13 protein-coding genes are annotated in these 16,776 nt (G+C 39.4%); 3 read left to right on the forward strand and 10 right to left on the reverse strand.

Annotated features, from left to right (window positions below; genetic code table 11):
- Positions 1-120: 120 nt before the first annotated feature.
- The 6 genes from DYQ05_RS06435 to DYQ05_RS06460 all read right to left on the reverse strand — a co-directional run bounded on the left by DYQ05_RS06435 (position 121) and on the right by DYQ05_RS06460 (position 8,449).
- A complete protein-coding gene (locus DYQ05_RS06435) occupies positions 121-2,232 on the reverse strand; it encodes a methyl-accepting chemotaxis protein (protein WP_206184071.1) in 2,112 nt (703 codons plus the stop codon).
- A gap of 248 nt (positions 2,233-2,480) precedes the next feature.
- Positions 2,481-2,972: an NUDIX hydrolase gene (locus tag DYQ05_RS06440; RefSeq protein WP_024468858.1), complete on the reverse strand. Its 492-nt coding sequence runs from the start codon at positions 2,970-2,972 to the stop codon at positions 2,481-2,483.
- Positions 2,973-3,155: 183 nt separating this feature from the next.
- A complete protein-coding gene (locus DYQ05_RS06445; RefSeq protein WP_206184072.1) occupies positions 3,156-3,938 on the reverse strand; it encodes a hypothetical protein in 783 nt (260 codons plus the stop codon).
- Positions 3,939-3,999: 61 nt separating this feature from the next.
- Positions 4,000-4,842 (reverse strand): head GIN domain-containing protein, encoded by an 843-nt coding sequence (locus DYQ05_RS06450; protein ID WP_206184073.1) that lies wholly within the window; start codon positions 4,840-4,842, stop codon positions 4,000-4,002.
- 833 nt (positions 4,843-5,675) lie between these two features.
- Complete coding sequence (locus DYQ05_RS06455) at positions 5,676-7,271, reverse strand: ATP-binding protein (protein ID WP_206184074.1); 1,596 nt, start codon at positions 7,269-7,271, stop codon at positions 5,676-5,678.
- 227 nt (positions 7,272-7,498) lie between these two features.
- Positions 7,499-8,449 (reverse strand): helix-turn-helix domain-containing protein, encoded by a 951-nt coding sequence (locus tag DYQ05_RS06460; protein ID WP_024467676.1) that lies wholly within the window; start codon positions 8,447-8,449, stop codon positions 7,499-7,501.
- A gap of 189 nt (positions 8,450-8,638) precedes the next feature.
- Between DYQ05_RS06460 and DYQ05_RS06465 the strand changes: the two genes are divergently transcribed.
- From DYQ05_RS06465 to DYQ05_RS06475, 3 genes are all read left to right on the forward strand, one after another.
- Positions 8,639-10,438, forward strand: coding sequence for an ABC transporter ATP-binding protein (locus tag DYQ05_RS06465; RefSeq protein WP_206183113.1), 1,800 nt, complete (start codon positions 8,639-8,641; stop codon positions 10,436-10,438).
- The gene (locus tag DYQ05_RS06470; RefSeq protein WP_206183114.1) at positions 10,435-12,195 is read left to right on the forward strand and encodes an ABC transporter ATP-binding protein; all 1,761 of its coding nucleotides are present in this window, start codon (positions 10,435-10,437) and stop codon (positions 12,193-12,195) included. Before DYQ05_RS06465 ends, DYQ05_RS06470 begins: the two co-directional genes overlap by 4 nt.
- Positions 12,196-12,578: 383 nt before the next feature.
- Positions 12,579-13,211, forward strand: coding sequence for an alpha/beta fold hydrolase (locus DYQ05_RS06475; protein ID WP_206183115.1), 633 nt, complete (start codon positions 12,579-12,581; stop codon positions 13,209-13,211).
- A gap of 99 nt (positions 13,212-13,310) precedes the next feature.
- On the opposite strand, the gene DYQ05_RS06480 is transcribed toward DYQ05_RS06475, so the two are convergent.
- From DYQ05_RS06480 to DYQ05_RS13740, 4 genes are all read right to left on the reverse strand, one after another.
- Positions 13,311-14,084, reverse strand: a complete 774-nt coding sequence (locus tag DYQ05_RS06480) for a leucine-rich repeat domain-containing protein (RefSeq protein ID WP_206183116.1) — start codon at positions 14,082-14,084, stop codon at positions 13,311-13,313.
- Positions 14,085-14,166: 82 nt separating this feature from the next.
- The gene (locus tag DYQ05_RS06485) at positions 14,167-14,793 is read right to left on the reverse strand and encodes a hypothetical protein (protein WP_206183117.1); all 627 of its coding nucleotides are present in this window, start codon (positions 14,791-14,793) and stop codon (positions 14,167-14,169) included.
- 683 nt (positions 14,794-15,476) lie between these two features.
- Positions 15,477-16,253, reverse strand: a complete 777-nt coding sequence (locus tag DYQ05_RS06490; protein WP_353934593.1) for an Rpn family recombination-promoting nuclease/putative transposase — start codon at positions 16,251-16,253, stop codon at positions 15,477-15,479.
- On the reverse strand, positions 16,232-16,363 hold the full coding sequence (locus DYQ05_RS13740) for a PD-(D/E)XK nuclease family transposase (protein WP_252723259.1): 132 nt from the start codon (positions 16,361-16,363) through the stop codon (positions 16,232-16,234). The genes DYQ05_RS06490 and DYQ05_RS13740 overlap by 22 nt, the downstream gene beginning before the upstream one ends.
- Positions 16,364-16,776 lie beyond the last annotated feature (413 nt).

The raw sequence follows: 16,776 nt of genomic DNA on the forward strand, positions 1-16,776 counted from the left end.
CCGCCGTCGGCTTTGAAGCGGGGGGTGCATTTTACCGAGCGTAAGCTCACGGAGTCTATACGCTTTTTCAGTATACACCGCTCCGCTTCTTTTACCGAACATTAAACCTTTTACTAAACATCACACCTTAAACTTTCCGACTTCCCGTGCCAAAGACTCAATGCTCTGTTTGTTCTTTTGGGTAATTTCGTTTACCTCTTGCACGGCATTATTTATCTGCACGGCACCGGAAGCCATTTCGTTCATGCTGTCGGTTATCGTGCGGGTTAAATTGTCGAGTTTGTTCATTTCTTCGGCGACGCCTTCACCGCCTTTAAGCATTTCGGCGGAGCCGGCTTTTACTTCTACAGTTACTTCGTTAATGTTTTTAATAGCGGATAACACTTCACGACTTCCGTTTTCCTGTTCGCTCATTGCTTCCATAATGCGGTTACTCATCTCTTTTACTTTTTCGGCGAGGGAGTATATTGCATTGAACTTTTCTTCTACGGTTTTGGAAGAAGCGGAAAGCGTTTCGATTTCGCCCGATAAGGTCTTTAATGTTGCAGTAATGGTTTTGCCCTGTACGGAAGACTCTTCCGCAAGTTTACGTATTTCGTCGGCGACGACGGCAAAACCTTTTCCGGCATCTCCTGCATGAGCGGCTTCGATGGCGGCGTTCATAGCTAAAAGGTTTGTTTGGCTTGCAATGTGCTGAATAACGGAGCTTGCCTCTAAAAGTCCGCCCGATTCTTCGGCAATTTTTTGCGTTACGCTGTTGGAAGAAGAAAGCGTTTCTTTACCGTCGGCGGTAGCTCTTGCCAAATCTCCGATAACCTCATTACTTTTGCCTAAGGTCTGCGTAATCGAAGCGATGTTTGCAACCATTTCTTCTACGGAAGAAGAAGACTGCGCAACGCTTGCCGCTTGCGTTTCGATACTGCCGTTTAAGTTTTTTATGGTGCGGATAATTTCTTCAATCGTGGCGGCGGTTTCGGTTACACTTGCCGCCTGCGTCATCGTCTGCTGTTTAACGCCGTCGATGTTTGCGCTGATTTGATTAACCGCGCTTGCCGTTTCGGTCATGTTTGAAGAAAGCTCGGTGCCGATTTCCTGCATATTTTCCGTATTGCTGCCGACGGATTTTATTGACTTTCCTATTTTTTCGATGGTTTGGTTAAAATATTCGGAAAGGTCTGTTACCTCGTCGTTTCCCTGTAAGGGCAGGCGTACCGTTAAATCGCCCTCGCCTTGCGAAATATCTTTTAAGGCGGTTACGACTTTTTCAACCGGTTGAACCATTTTGCGGGCGGTAAAAAACACAATCACTAAGGCGGAAAGCAAAATAACAAGCCCGATGGTAATCATCGATGTGCGTAAGGCATCTATCGTGCCCATAAATTCGTCAACCGGGGCTTTAATAACTACCGTCCAATCGGTGATTTTTATTGTAGCATACGAAGCAATTTTTTTTATACCCTTGTACTCATAAAACCCGACGGAAGACTTATTTGTTTCCATTGCCATTTTTTCAAATGCGGCAAGAGAAATAAGCGTGCTATCGATTTTTACCAGTTCGGCTATATTTTCCGCTTCCTTTACTCTGTCAAAGTCTTTAGAAGCAACGGTGGTTCCTGTTAAACCGAGTACATAGCAGTACCCCGTTTTTCCTACAACAATGTCTTTAATTAATTGCGTAAGTGATTCGGCTTTTGTCGCAGCCAATATCACGTTCACAACGGTGCGGGTGTCATCATATACCGGTACGGCAAACACAATGGCAAGGGTTCCGTCCAAGCGCGATACAAGAGGCTCAGAAATAAAATCTTTGCCGGATACGGCGGCTTTATAAAAGTCTCTGTCGCCTACAAACGAAGTTTTCCCACCCTCCATATAGCGTGTGCCGTTTGTATCGCAAATATCCAAACGGTGAAACAAGCTGTTAAATGCAGCTTCTTTTTTTAAATATGCTGTCTTTTCCGAATATGGAATTTCCCGATTGCGTAGAACAGGCGAACGTGCAATGCCTTCAAGGAATTGAAGTATGGCTAAGGCAGAGCCGTCAATAATTTCCGCAGTATCGACGGCTTTGTCGATTAAATGCATCTCTACTTTTTCGGTAACGGCTCTGCGTGAGGTACGTACCGCTAACAAGATTTCAATTGTACTGGCAACAACAACCAATAAACCGAAAATAATCAGTAATTTTAATTTGATTGAAAAGCGTTTTCCATTTTTTTTATTTATCTGCATGTGTCGGGGTATTATAGCGTTTTTTCCATTTTGTCAAGCTCCTTTTTGACGGAAAAATTTTATTTTTGTTTCGTATTGATTATCGATAGTATATATCATTTTATTATACTTGTCCAGCAGGTTCGGTATATATAATTTTACTTGGCTTACCTACACAAACGGTGTCAATTCATCAGTATTTTAAACAGCAAATCGGCTTGACCGGCTTTCGGTTTTGAAAACTTTGTTGTACGTTAATCGTTCGTAACTTATATATCCGATTCTTTAATAATTTCCGGCGTTCTCTGTGATGCCAACATATCCTTTTTCATTTCAAACAAGGTGTTTTTATCTATCCATTTGTAGCCGATAGTTTCTCCTTCTTGTAAAATGACGGCATTTTTTTTTAAATCGGTACAGTGTAAATATATCACATAAAGTGTCTGATAACCTTCGTGTACAATTCTTTTGATTTCTATTAGGTCATTAGAAATAATACCTGTTTCTTCTTTTAATTCCCTGCTTGCGCATTCTATTGCAGTTTCTCCCGATAATGCGGAGCCTCCAGCTGTCAATTCCCACATTCCGCCATAATGTTTTTGTAAATCTCTTTGCATAAGAAGATATGTTCCGTCATTATGTTTGACTATTATCTCGCACGATAAATGGTACAAACCTTTTGGGATAGTTTTTCCTCGTATCAATTTTTTATTCTCAATTTTGCGAAAATTTTTATCATACGCATCCCATATTTCAACCATTGATAACTCCTTTATATCTTCCTGAATTTCTGTTTATTTAAACGACTGTTTTCCAAACAATAAAGTTGTGTTCTTTCATTCAGCAGACTTTTTGTGCTGTGAGTATAGTATTTGCTTAACCGCAAGCAAGCGCAATCCCGTTTGTCAGCATTAAAGCGGGCGTTATATAAAAATATTAACTGCCTACTTTTCCAGTTGTCTATCTTGAAAATATAAAACAATTATTTTATTGTTATATTTTATAGGATAAAACATTTCATAATTTCCATCATATGCGCTGAATTTCTTTTCTAAGAAATTATTTTGAAACACTTTTTCTAAATACTCTCGTTGTTTTATATCACTCTGAAATACAAAATCGACTTTATCGGGTTTACTGTCATTTTTTATGTAATAATAATTATCAAACATCAAAAATACCGGAACACCGTCGATTGAATCATTAACAAGTATTGAGATGTTTTCATAGTTTCTGTCCAGTTTTGATAATAACTTAAGTTTTGCGGACGTATTATTAATCCATTCTTTCGAGAATTCATAATTTATGATTTCATCAATAACATTTTTATTGCTAACAACTATTGATTCGGCGGATTGTACTAACATACGTTCTTTTTTACGGGTTGTCAAATAGTCTCCTGAAAATAATAAAATTGTAATTATTGGAAATAATGATATAAGACAAATTAAACTTATTTTATTACCGGTTTGTTTTGAATCGGCAGTATCATTATTATGTTTTTCCGCTATTCTTGTCAAATTGAACATAACATTTGTAATTAATGCACCGAACATCAAAGCCAATATTCCCAATATGCTTAAGTAAAATGTTTCAGTCAAATTTTCTCTAAAAACTTTTAAACCGAAAACATTCATAACAATAAAAGTGAATACCCAATAGCATAATGCAATAACCGATATAATGCATAAAACATTACTTAATTTCACAATTCTTTTTGCAGTCATATCTTTCTCCTTTATTTTATCTACCGCAATAGCGGCATTAATCTAATATTCGCTAAACCCTTTATTCCAATTTTTCTATTTTTGCCGAACCGGAAGAATTCAAGGTAACTTTTTGCGGATTGCCTGCATACCGGACAGTTGCGGAACCAGATGTGGTTGCCTTTAAACTTGTTTCGGCATATATTTCAATATTCCCGGAACCGGAAATCGTGCAAGAAATATCTTTAGCCTTAAGCTCCGTCGCCTTTAGAGTTCCCGAACCTGAAACACTGACAATAATTTTTTCAGCAGTCCCTTTTAAATATGTATCACTTATACCCGATGTATTCAAAGTTATATTGTTTGCAATAACATCGGCAATTACATTTGTGCTTCCGCTAGCCTTAAGAAAAAACTCTTCCATCTTGCCTTTTAAATCTGTTTTCCCCGCACCTGAAATATCGATACCGATACTGCGTGCAATAATATCGGCTGTTATAGAACCTGCACCTCTGATAGATAATGACACCGACATATCTTTATCATAAAAACCAGAAACTGTACTTTCCGTACGCCCAGCCGCGGATAGGCTTTTTATTTTGGGCATCGTAATGAATATTTCAGCCTTGCCGTCCCGTATATTGATATTACTCTTTGTTTTAATGATGAGTTTTTCATCTGCTTTGTTGACATACACATCAACAAATTCAAATAAATTTGAATTAAGAGCAATTTCAACCTTAAAGGCTTCTCCACGTATTATGTTTGCAGATGAGGAAAATAGACTTATATCTACAGAATCAAAATCTTCAAGATTGAAAGTTTTAGTTTCAATCTTTTTATTTCCGTATATGGTTTTCATTGAAACACAGTTTGCCGATATGAGCACATAAAAAATACAAAGTATACTTATAACTTTTTTCATTTTAAACCTCCATAATTATAATGTAGTTTATCTATATATTAGTATAGTTCCTTTAAGTTTTTCTGTCAATGTTTTATTTGAAGCTGACTATAGGGCAATTTTTCTGAAATTATTTAAGTGCTCTTAATATAATTTACGCTATTATAAATTGCAAGAGGTATTGCCGCTCATTATGCCGCGAATAGCGACATCAGCCTAATATTCTCTTAGCCCGCATTTGCGGTTTATTCGCGATGTCAACTTGAAGCGGGTGTTAGATGATTTTTTACTGTTTAAATCCAATTTCAGAATCAAATACATTGAAAAAATATTTTCCAATGCTTCCGTATACTCTTTCAGCTCTTTTTAATAATTGGAATGAATTCGTATCGGAATATATAAATCGAATGGTTGCATTTTATAATAAATATCGGTTTTTGTATATTCTTCCGATACCGTAAAGCATTATCCGTTTCTTTCCGAGGACGAAGCAGCAATCCTTCCGTTTCAAGTGTTACAGTAATTCCTTACGATTTTTCTTTGCCGCCGGAAGTTTCACATCATTGCCCGATAACTTATATCATGTAATTCGGATAATTGTTCTCATAAAATAAGCAAGCGGAAAAAATATCAATTTTTGAGCATTGCTTGTTTTCCGCACTTTTGTAACGAAGTGAAAAAGTGCATACAATAATGCAAGTTTGCAAAATAGTTTTTCAAGCAAACTCGAGGAGTGTTTTTACTCAATGCTATTTGCATTGAGTAAAGTAAACCTTCTAAAATAAAATTTAAATATTCTTTACTTAGCGTCATACTATGTACCTATTTTTATCTTGCGGATTTATTCCGCCGGTTTACGCTTCTTCAATTATCCACTCACCGACGGTTTTCTCTTCGGCATTAAAACTTACTCCGATTAACACGATTTTTTTGTTTTCCGCCCTGTACCGCTCCGCATAGTTTTTTTTCTTAATTTGCTGCAAGGCGGCAGCTGCGGAATCTTTTAACTTAAATTCAAAAATATACACCGCCGTTTCGGTTTCTACCGTGCAGTCGCTCCTTCCCGTTGATGACGGCGTTTCCGTTTTTACAAACTGCCCCATCAGTGCAAAGACTAAGTATACGCATATTTGAAAGTTGTGTTCCCTTAACGCAATGCTTTCCGTACTTTCTTTTTTTACCGTGTCGTACGGTACGCTCGCCATTATCGATTTTAACCGCTGCATAAATTCGTTTACTCTTCCTGCAATAATATCACGGTAAAATTGCGCTACGGAAAAGGCGGCATCGGAATAAAGCACATTTGAATAGCTCGGTAAAAGGTTATATAAAAAACCGTAGCGCACTTCGTCATTGGGAAAGCCTAATGTATAAAGCCGTACTGTATTGTCATAATCTTTTATCGTCAAATATCCCGCTTGAAACAAAATAGGAATTGCGGAACCGGAGTTCGCCCTGTAATCGGATAAACCGGCGGCATCCATTTCCACATGCCCGTCCAAGTCAGGGATATTATAGGAACAATCTTTTAAAGAGTTTACCAAAAAAGTCGGTGTGCCCGTTTCAAACCAATAATTTCCCAATTCTTTTTTTGCAAATGCATTTATTACACTAAACGGATTATACACATTTTCACCTGCTTGATGAAACCGATAGCCGTCATATTTTTGTTTTAACTGCAACACTATTTCATCATAAGAACAAGCCGCTTTTTCCTGTAATATCTTAATTTCAGGTTCAAATATTTTTTCAAGTTCCGTTTGTGTAAGTCCGCATACGGAGCTGAAATCTTCTTCAAAACTTATATCGCGTAAATTATTTAAATCGCTGAAAATACTTACCTTACTGAATTTTGTAACACCGGTTAAAAAGGCGAACCGTACATATTGGTCTACACTTTTTAACACCGAGTAAAATGCCTTGAGTGTTGCGCGGTATTCTTCATTTAATGTTTCGTTTACATTCATTGTTTGTAAAAGCGGTTTATCGTATTCGTCTACAAGCACAACAACCTGCTTTCCGGTTTTTTCATACGCTCTTTCAAGGAGTTTTTGAAACCGTAAAGCCGGTGTGTCCGATATGCCGCCGTAGATTTCTTCATATCTGCTTAACTCAAAATTAAGCCGCGCTTTTAAATCGTCCTTTGAGTTAAACTCCCCGACATTAAAATCAAAATAAAAAACGGGATATTCCTGCCACGGCTCATCTGTTGCATTTTCATATTGCTCGACTGCAAGCTGTTTGAATAATTCTTTTTGCCCTAAAAAGTATGCTTTTAACGTCGAAAGAAAAAGACTTTTACCGAAGCGGCGCGGGCGGCTTAAAAAATATACCTTGCCTGAATTTGCGAGTTTAGGAATAAATGCGGTTTTATCGACATAAAGAAATTCTTTTTCGCGTAAATCTTTAAAACTTTGTACGCCGATAGGCAGTTTTCGGTTAAAATCCATAAGCGTCCCTCTGCCGTTATTATAGCATATTTTTCAGGATTGTAAAAGTATGGTCTATAGAGTTCTTAAGTGCATAAAGACGCCCCTTGCATCGTTATCCCGTTCGTTCGGGAACATATCGGCGGTTTGTGCCGCTTCGTCAATTCCGGTAATGAGTTTTTATAAGGTTTGCAAACTGTAATCCGGCAACTTTTAATAAATATTTTTTTGTCGTAGGTCTTGACATATCAATTTTTCAGCTCTTTGCGCATTTTGTTAGGCGTAATACCGTAAGTTTCTTTAAATGCTTTTTGAAAAAAACCGTCGCCGTAGTAGCCGACCGCCTGTGCAACGGCTATAATCGAAAGGTCCGTTTTATGCAGCAATTCAAGAGCCTTTGTCATTCTCATTTTTTTTGTGTAGCCGTTTATAGTTGTGTGAAACAGTTCTTTAAACCCCGTTACCGTTTTTTGCTGATTAAGTGCAAACCGTTTTGTTAATTCCGCTATGGTAAAATCCTCTGCAAAGTGAAGCTCGATATATTTTTTTACTTCGTTTAAAACGGATTTATCTTGAGGCGAAAGATAAACGGCACATTTTAAAGGTTTACTATAAATATAATCGTACAAAAGTGCAAATGCTTCATACGCTTTACCGTGAATAAATAACCGTAAAGCCGCTCCTTCCAATGTACATTCTTTAAGTTGATTGCAAATAAGTGAAAGTTGAGGAATTGTTATGGGGGCGGGATTTAAAGCCTCCGCCGCTTTTTCAAAAAAATCTTCATGCAGTTTAATAGGCAGTGTATCAAAAAACTTTTTACGGAAGGCAAAACCTGCATTCACCAGCCGTATATTCGGTTCAATCCTTTTGTATCCGTCAAAAACCGGATAATTTACATAGGCATTTAGTCCGTACTCAAATTCAAAACGGCTCTCTTCTTTTTGATAATACGAAGCGGAACCGGTATAGTAATGACCTGCCTCCAATATAAGCTCATCGACATGTTCTTTTATTATAAAGGGAGTAAAAAGCGTACAGTCGGAAACGACAGCCATAGCCGATTCGGAATCTCCCAAAACGGAAAAACCGCCGCTCCCTTTTTCTTCAGGTAAACGGTAGTCGATTCTGCCGTTTTGTATATGTTTAATAAAGCCGTACCGCTCAAAATCAGCCCAATAATCTTCAAGCGTTCTCATATTTACTCCCGTTCTTTTATGTATATTTCTTTTCTATTTGAAGTTTATTATAGCATAATAATGCGGAAAAAGCAAGAATTTTTACATTTTTCTGCTTAAATTAAAGCCTTATCATCTTGACAACGGTTTTTAAAACGACTAATATTAAGTTAATAACTACTAACAAAATAAAAATATGAGGAGGCTGTTTTGAATAAAAAATCTCAAGGTATATTGGAACATATTTTCTCGGTAACGGAGAAAGGAAGGGGCATTTTAACGGCAGGCATAACCGCTTCGGTTATCGGAATGCTTTGTAATGTCGTACCCTATATTTCGGTGTATTATATCGGAAAGCTTTTTTTGACGGACGGAGTTTCGAACAATAAAGGAGCGATTCTTTTTTGGGTACTCATTGCAGGGGCTGCAATACTTTTAAATTTGGTTTTTTCCTTTTGCGGAAGTCTCGGCTGTCATACTGCGGCATTTAAAATTTTGTACCGATACAGAATAAAAATTATGGAGCATTTGGGGAAATTGCCGATAGGGTTTTTCGCCGAACACACAAGCGGCGGTATTCAAAAAATTATGGACGAGGATATTGGAAAACTTGAGGGAGTCATTGCGCATATAATGCCCGATATGATTGGCTCGACTCTTGTCCTCCTTTTATTATTGGCGGGTATCGGGTATCTTAATATTTTTTTGGCGCTCACGGTAATTCTTTCGATTGCGGCAGGATTCTTTTTTCAATTTTCGATTTTCGGCGGTGAAAAGGCAAAACAAATCTATGCAGATGTTACACAGTCCGCACAGAACATTACCGGAGCATTTTCGGAATATGTCAAGGGAATAGCCGAAGTAAAACTGTTCGGAAAAACGCACGGAATGACAAAGACTTTAGAAAAATATATTGACGATTATGAATTTTGGGAAGTAACAAGTTATAAAAGAGCCGCTTTCAATATGACTATGTATAAAAGCATCGGCTTATCCCTTCTTACCTTTGTTCTTCCGGCAGGGGGATTGTTGATTACTTACAGTCCGACAGGCGATACCGTTTTGTCGGTGCTGATGGCGCTTATCATCACTCCTGCCTTGTGGGAACCCTTATTAACCTGCATTGATTATGCCGCACAGTTGCGTATGACGCAGGCGGGCTTACAGCAAATAGAGCTCATACTGAATAGTCCCGTTTTTGATTTTAAACCGGAGCAAAAGCGGATTGCACACAATAGTGTTGAGTTTGAAAATGTTTCTTTTTCATATCAAAGCGAAACGGATTCCGGTCGGCACAAAGCATTGGATTCGGTTTCTTTTTCATGTAACGAAGGAGAAATGACCGCCTTAGTCGGAGAATCGGGAAGCGGAAAATCAACCGTCGGGCAATTATTGTTACGGTTTTATGATATTCATCAAGGACGCATTACAATCGGCGGTAAGGATATACGGACAATAGAAACAAAAGAATTGATGGATAAAATTGCCTTTGTGTTTCAAGATACCTTTATTTTTTCCGACACGGTAAAAAACAATATTATAATGAATAAAAATATTCCGGAAGAAAAACTGATTGAAGCGGCAAAACAGGCATGCTGTCATGATTTTATTATGAAACTGCCTGAAGGCTACGATACGCTCATCGGTTCGGGCAACATACAATTATCGGGCGGAGAAGCGCAGCGTATTTCCATTGCGCGGGCATTTTTAAAGGAGTCGCCTATTATTATCCTAGATGAAGCCCTCGCCTATACCGATGCGGAAAATGAAAACGTCATACAGGAAGCGATTAAAAATCTGATTAAACATAAAACGGTCATTGTTATTGCACATAGACTGCAAAGTATTATGGAAGCGGATAACATCATCGTATTACAAAACGGAAAAATTATTGAACGGGGTACCCATACGGAGTTGATAAGTAAGAATACGGAATATAAAACGTTATGGAAGCTGCAATATGAAGCGGACGAATGGGAACTTGAACACAGAGGAGAAGCGATACAATGAAAGAAATTATACGTAAATTTACAATGGGGCATCCTTACGAGATGACAGTGCCCGTTGTTTGGTATTTTTTAGAAGGCGTTACTATGAGCTTTCCGGCAATTGCAATATATTTTGCAATAAACGTGTTGATTATCCGTTTTAAAAATCCTACCGCTATTTTTGATGACGGATTTTGGAGCATTGCCCTATGGCTTGCAGGCTTTTTTTTATTGCAATTTATTATAAGTTTTATAACCTTTTTAAAAACCTTCCTTCCCGCTGCAAAAAATTCGGCGGCACATAAAAAAGAATTTATACAAAAGATAAAAACACTGCCGTTGGGGTTTTTCTCAAAAACAAAAACGGGCGAGCTTATCAATACCTTTACCGGAGATTTTTTGGCAATTGAACAAAGTATGGCAGCTTTAGTTACCGCTTTGTTCGGCGTTATATTTTCCTGTCTTGTAACCTCCGTTTTTATGTTTTACTTTAATGCAAAAATGGCGGCGGCTTTTTATATTACCATTCCTGTTGCAGCCTTTATAACCTATACCTCGCTTAAAATACTTGCAAAACTTACGGTGCAAGCAAGAGCGGCAAAAGACGAAGCTGCGGATTCTTTACATGAATATATTTTAGGTATGAAGATACTGCGCTCTTACAATCAAACGGGAAGCGGTTTTAAAAAACTTAAAAATGCATACGCTAATCTTATGAATGTCTGTATAAAAGGCGAAAGTATAGGCGGCGCTCTTTTAGGTTTTTCGTCTACAATGGTGCGGGCCGGGCTTCCCCTTATGTGTTTTACCGGCGCATATCTGGTGCTCGGCGGCACCGTATCGTTAGCGGAATTTTTAAGTATTATCATTATCGGGACAAAGATTATCAGTCCGCTTTTAATGTGGGTACGCTATATAACGATTTTAAGAGTCCATTATGAAAGCGCAACAAGAATCGATACTATCATGCGGGAAAAGCCGCTTACGGGAGAAAAAACGCTTAACCTGACCGACGATATTGTATTTGACAAGGTGAGCTTTTCGTATTCAAAAAGGGAAAAAACACTTGAGAATGTTTCCTGCACATTTAAAAAGAACACACTTACCGCAATTGTCGGGCCGTCAGGCGGCGGTAAATCGACAATGTTACGGCTTATCGCACGATTTTGGGACACGGACGGAGGCGAGATAAAAATCGGAGGTATTACTTTAAAAGATATTCAGGCGGAACAGTGGATAAAACACATTTCGTTTGTACTGCAAGATGTGTATCTTTTTAATGAAACAATACGGGAAAATATTGTGTTCGGTAATGAAAAGGCAACGGAAGAAGATATGATTGAAGCGGCAAAACAGGCATGCTGTCATGATTTTATTATGAAACTGCCTGAAGGCTATGATACGACAGTCGGCGAAGGGGGCTGTACGCTTTCGGGCGGAGAAAAGCAGCGGATTTCCATTGCACGGGCATTGTTAAAAAATGCACCGATACTTTTATTGGACGAGCCGACCGCCAGTTTGGACGCGCGGAATGAGGTTGCACTGCAAAAGGCGTTGTCGAATCTGGTAAAAAACAAAACGGTTATTATGATAGCGCACCGCTTAAAAACGGTTAAAAATGCGGATAACATTATCGTACTGGATAAGGGAAAAATCGCTGAACAGGGTAGGCATTCCGAATTACTTGAGCGGAAGGGGCTGTATGCACGGCTTTGGCATTTACAACATAAAACAAAGGAATTAAAGCTTTCGACCGGGAGGAAAAAGAATACACAGTAAAAGATACGGGCGGGATTGCAGAATAATACACTGTGTCGAAAGAACGTAAAAAAAATTATTTCCCGATATAAAAGCCGCGCTTAGAAGGGGGCTTTCCAAAAACTTCAGTTTTTAGAGGTGAGCTTTGCTCACCGGTTTTCCTTAGATTTAACTTGCGATGTTTAAAATTAAGTCATTATGATACAAAGACTTAATTTTAAACTCGACGGGGATGGCGAAAAAGTAACCGACTTTTGAGACATCCCCTTATTTCCTGCATTTATAAGCGGCAAAGGCGGTATTGTTTTTGCCTGAACCGACATGTGGCAAAAACGGTTTAAATACGGTATAATATCGGCAAAATTAAAAATCGGAAGATGTAAAAAGGAATAAAGATAATTTTTATGAAATGTATTATGCTTCACGGTTTGGGGCAAAGTTCTGCAAGTTGGAAACAAACTATAGATACGATGAATAATGGAGTAATAAATGGCGGAAAGGATATTGATTGCCCCGACTTATTTACATTGGTTAAAGATAAGGAAATAAATTATGCCGATTTGTATTGTGCATTTTCGGAATATTGTAAAAGGTATTCCGAGCCGATACGTATCTGCGGTTTATCTTTGGGCGGTATTCTTGCATTGCACTATACAATTGAAAATAGCGATAAGGTTAATGCTTTGGCGCTTATCGGAGTACAGTATGCTATGCCTAAGATGTTGCTTAAGGCTCAAAATATAATTTTTTCCATGCTGCCTGAAAAAGTTTTTAAAAAAACGGGATTAAAAAAGAAAGAGCTTATACATCTTTCCGATTCGATGATTGATTTGGATTTCAGCAGGGAGTTATGTAAGATAACTTGCCCCGCTCTTATTATTTGCGGAGAAAAGGACAGGGTTAATATGAATGCCGCCTTGCGTTTAAAAACGGTGTTGCCGAATGCGGAATTGAACATTATTAAAAAGGCGGGGCATGAAGTAAATAAGGATAATCCGATAAGATTGGGAGAGGTGTTAAACGGGTTTTTAGGGTAATAAACTTAAAGGTTGCCCTGCCTTTTATACCGCTTAAAAACGCAAGAGAAAAAAGGCAGAGAGCTTTTTAAAAAGGGGTTAAAAAGCGTTTAAAACAGGTTAAAATGAGCCCTTGTAGCCGAGCTCGCGGAGCCTTTTTTGGGTTTTTACCGATAAGGCAAGTTTTTCAAAGGTTGCATGACCGCCTATTTTAACCCCGTCGGGTATTATAATTTCTTTTAAATTGGGGCACTCGGCAAAGCCACCGTTAGACGGCCCTTCCGTACCGATAAATTTAATATGGGAGGGAATTTTTACTTCCGTAAATGTACAAGCTGCATAGGCACCTAAATGTTCCGCCGATTGTGGCGCCGTAAACTCTTCCAAATAAAGGAAGAAATAGGCGTTAAGCCACTCGTCCTCAATATACGTTTTATACTTGGCGTTTTTACCCGGTATTATTTTTTTTGCACAAAGCGAGGAGAAGTTTCCCCCCTGCACCATAGGGCCTTTAATATAAACCGTTTCGACATTGTCGGGAATAATTACCGCATCATAGGGGATAAGCCCGTCTTCCTGACTTTTGGCTTCCGGATTAAATTTTTTAAAAGGCTCGGTTACGGTTATGCTTTTTACGGGTAAGCCTTCAATCTTACCGGGGTAGTGAAGGACGGTAAGATTCCACATTTCCCCTTTTTTATCGTAAAACTCTTCTTTCATTTTGTTTGAAAATCCGGTTATTTCAACAGCCTTACCGTCTTTGCTAAGAGTGTAACTGAAATAATCCGCCGCCATGGGCTTTGAGCCCCCTACACCGCTTCCTTCTTTTTCGCTGCATGAGGCTCCCGCCAGGAAAACCGCAGTTAAAAGAATACTTAAGATAATTTTTTTCATTTTTAATCCTCCTATATAAATCGATTAGTTATGAAAAAATCGTTAAGGCGCTTTTTATGCCCCGCGCCTTGATAGGGCTTTTTTACTTTTTTTCTCCCGGCTTCCAAAAAGCCATATCAAGGATTTTCATGGGCGGGTAGTCTATGCCGTCTTCGGTTTGTATTTTAAGCCTCATTTTTTCAAGTTCGGGGTGTTCTTTGTAAAAGGTACAAAGCTCCAAAATCGACTTTTTGTTAAAGGTTTGACACAGATGTATTGCCTGGAGGGCACTACATACATTGGTGTCGTAGGCTACGGAGCAGGCAAAGGCGCCCGTAATAATTTTGGAAATAAGGGTAACGGTAATGTTTCTGTCGTCCTTATTTTTTAAAGAGTCTAAACACGAGAAAAGCTCATTTTTAAGGGTAATTATAAGGGAAGCATTGGCTTCAACCGTGTCGATACTTGCGTTTTGAAGTATTTTAAAACGCGGGTCTTTAAGAAGGTTTATTACCGGAAGTAAGATGCGCCGGTTATGGTTAAGAAGAAAGGAGTTTCTTAACATACCCCAACTTGCCAAGAACATAAAAAGTTCTTTAGCCAAAACGTCATCAGCGGTCTTTTTTTGTCTGAAGACGAGGTTACAGTCAATCCACGAGTAATACCGCGTATTGTCGGATTTAGAGGTTTCTTCTCTAAAACTTTGCAGGTTTTCCAAAAGTTCGCTCATATATGTTCCTCCTAAAAAAAAACAGCTCCATTATATAAAAAAAAAATGTCAAGTGGGGAAATTTGATGATTTTTGAGGGGGAGAGGACAACTTTTTCGGATAAAAGTTTTCCTCTCCCCCTTATACCCCCTCTCTTTTCAAAAGAACCGCTTAGGGGCTCCGCCCCTAAGAACCCCGCCCAAAAAGGTACGTCCTGTACCTTTTTGGGCTTCGAGTTTTCTTGCAGCAAACTCGCGGGTAGTTTTTTTGGGGCGGGTTGCGGGGGCAAAGGCGCTTACGCGCTTTGCTTGTGTGCGAGGGGGTGGTTTTTTCTTATTTTGTCGATGTCATTTAAGGAGGGGGAGAGGACAGCTTTTTCGGATAAAAGTTTTCCTCTCCCCCCTGTGACCCCCTCTCTTTTCAAAAGAACCGCTTAGGGGCTCTGCCCCTAAGGACCCCGCTTACGGCTGGGGTTTATGGCGGGGTCGGGGCAAAGGGGCTTCGCTGTTTGCGGCTGGCGGCTATGATTTGGGATTGCAATTTAATTAGCGGGTTGCGCTATGGGGGTGTTTTTAACCGCTCGGAGCGCAGAGGGTGCTAGGGGTTCGGGGTGCCGTATTTTACAAGCCCTCTATTGTCTCTTTGCGTGCTCTGCGAGCTTTGCGGTTTTGTTTTAACTGCTAAGAGCGGCTTACTAAAGGGGTTTACAGTTTTTCTATTTCGCTTTTGCTCAAATTTGTTGCCTGCATTATCTGCTCAATGGAAAGCCCCATTGTTTTTAATGCCGCTGCCGTTTCCAGTTTGTTTTGCCTAACGCCGTCGGAAAAGCCTTGTGCTATACCTTCACTTCTGCCCTGAGCAATGCCTTTTCTCATCGATTCATTTATCATAGAAACGCGGTCGCTCTCGTATCGCCATGCAGCTTGGTAAAGGGCTCGTTGTTCCGCAACAGTGTAGAATTCTTCCATCGTGTCTTCGGCTTTTTGCATTAAAGGATTTTCTTTTGCCAACATCTTCCTCACCTCCTTTTCGTCGGTTTGTATAAACAGCAGCCATTTTTCCAGTTCGCTGCGCTGTTCTTTCGCTATTTTCGTTAAATCCAAAAAGTGGATTTCAAGCATTCCGTCCAGCTCGCTGTGTTCTTCCGTTTCCAAAATCTTATAGACGGAGTGGATTTTATTGGCAAGATGAAACGTCTGATTGAGAATGTTTATCGCTATGCATTTTTTGAGTTCGCTGTAATCGGCTCCCTTGCTGAAGTCTTCGAGAAAAAGTTGCGTCCAATAAAAAATGCTGCGTTTGGTAAAGTATTCAAACCAGATATTTTGCATTTCAAGGTTGATTTTTTCGCCTGAGTGCAATTTGATTTTTATGTCGAGCCTGCCTGTTTTTTCATCGTAAAAGCGGGTAGTAAGCTCGCTGTTTTCAAGCCGAAAATAGGCAAAATGATTTCTTGCATTCAGGTTACAAGCGAAAAGAATTTTATGAGAATGTCTTTATTCTTTTCCGTGCAGAAGACTCTTTTAAACGCATAGTCATTGCGGACGGTGAATTTTTCAGGCTGTGCAAGTGTATATAAGGTGCTTGCCATAGCGTCTGCCCTCCTTACGGTTAAGTATAGCATACGTCGGGGGAATTTAATAGGGGGAGAGGAACACTTTTTCGGATAAAAGTTTTCCTCTCCCCCTGTGACCCCCTCTCTTTTCAAAAGAACCGCTTAGGGGCTGATTTTGGGGAGGGAAGGCACCCCGGCAGAACGGGTTTTCTTCCCTCCCCAAACCCCTCCTATCTTTTCCGTCTGCTTAGAGGCTCCGCCCCTAAGAACCCCGCTTACGGCTGGGGTTTATGGCGAGGTCGGGGCAAAGGCACTTCGCTGTTTGCTTGTGTGTGGTATTTAATTACCCGAAAAGCCCCTTTGACGGGGTGTTCAAAGAGGAGCTGTTTGATAAGAGCTTGTGTAACGGTTTCCCCGTTTTTAATAAATTCCTATCCTCTTTTACATAT

The sequence above is a fragment of the Treponema pedis genome, from assembly GCF_017161325.1.
Taxonomy (GTDB): Bacteria; Spirochaetota; Spirochaetia; order Treponematales; family Treponemataceae; genus Treponema_B; species Treponema_B pedis.